The 1,222-nt window shown below is 62.6% G+C and carries 1 protein-coding gene and 1 pseudogene; both read right to left on the bottom strand.

The features are described from left to right. Position 1: 1 nt before the first annotated feature. Complete coding sequence (locus AC0L27_RS41035) at positions 2–901, bottom strand: dihydrodipicolinate synthase family protein (protein WP_473323774.1); 900 nt, start codon at positions 899–901, stop codon at positions 2–4. A 6-nt stretch (positions 902–907) separates the two neighbouring features. Next, a pseudogene (locus AC0L27_RS41030) lies at positions 908–1,222 on the bottom strand (amino acid ABC transporter ATP-binding protein); the annotation flags it as partial.

The following is a 1,222-nucleotide window of genomic DNA, read 5'->3' as shown; positions in this document are numbered from 1 at the left end:
CTCAACCCTTGGCCCAGCGAGTAAGACCGTCATCGGAGATGATTTTCGCGATTGCTGCTTTCTGTTCGTCTGCCAGCGGCAGCAGCGGCAGCCGCGGACCACCCGCGCCCCGGCCGAGCTGAGTCATGGTCTCTTTGATGGCCGCGTAATAGGATCCGGACTGGAAGCAACGATAGAAGGCGAAGACGTCGCGGCCGAGATCATCCAATGCCTTGTCACCACTCAGAGCCTTGTCCCAGTAATCGCGGATCAATGGCCCGGCGATTTGATGCGCCATGGCGACCACTCCGTGCGCGCCAACGGCGCGGGCCGGAACGATCATGGTCTCGTAGCCGACGAAGACGCGAAGTCTATCACCCACGCGCTGCACGAGCTCACTGACCTGAGTGATCACGCCGGAGCTGTCCTTGATGGCGACCACGGTTGGCAGGTTGGACAGCTGCTCCACGAGAGCTGGGGTGATGTCAATGCCTGCTCGACGCGGGCTGTTGTAGAGCATCAGGGGCAGCGAGGTGTTGCGGGAAATATGCTCGAAGAAGGCCACGATCTCACGCGGACTCGGCATGGCATAGATCGGTGGAAGGATCATGCCGCCCGCGCAGCCCGCCGCGACGGCCGACTGACAGGCTTCCAGTACATCTTCGACACGCAGGTCGGCGACGCCTGCCAGGACCGGCACCCGGCCAGCCGCGTGGTCCACCGCCAACCTGTAGAGGCGCGCACGCTCAGCCTTGGTAAGCGCATAGAATTCGCCGGTACTGCCCGCCGCTACGACGCCCTGCGCGCCATTGGCAATCGCGTCGTCGATGAGCGCCTTGTAGCGAGACTCATTGATGGAGCCATCGGCTCCGAACGGAGTGACGAGAACGGGGAAGATGCCGCCCCACTTTGTATCAGCCATGTGCTTTTATCCCTGGTTGGAAGACGTGGTGAGAGGTACGGCCGGCGCTGCGAGCGGACCGAGAAGACGAGCCTGTTCGGTGAAGCGTCCGACGAAAGCGGCAAGCCGCGGATTGGCCTTCGACAGCAGGAGCTCACGGGGAGCGCCGCTGGCAGCAACAACACCTTCGTCCATGAAGACCACCCGATCGGCCAATTCATAGGCAAAACCGATCTCGTGCGTAACGATGACCATGGTCATGCCCTCGGCGGCGAGCTGGCGAATCGCGGCGAGCACTTCTCCCACCAGTTCCGGATCCAGCGCCGATGTCGGCTCGTCGAA

It is taken from the genome of Bradyrhizobium sp. Ken51, assembly GCF_055807435.1.
This window is presented reverse-complemented; position numbering and strand designations above follow the sequence as displayed.

What these genes read in the sequence shown, in the direction of transcription:
- AC0L27_RS41035 (WP_473323774.1), bottom strand. Translation starts at nt 901, where the DNA reads ATGGCTGATACAAAGTGGGGCGGCATCTTCCCCGTTCTCGTCACTCCG.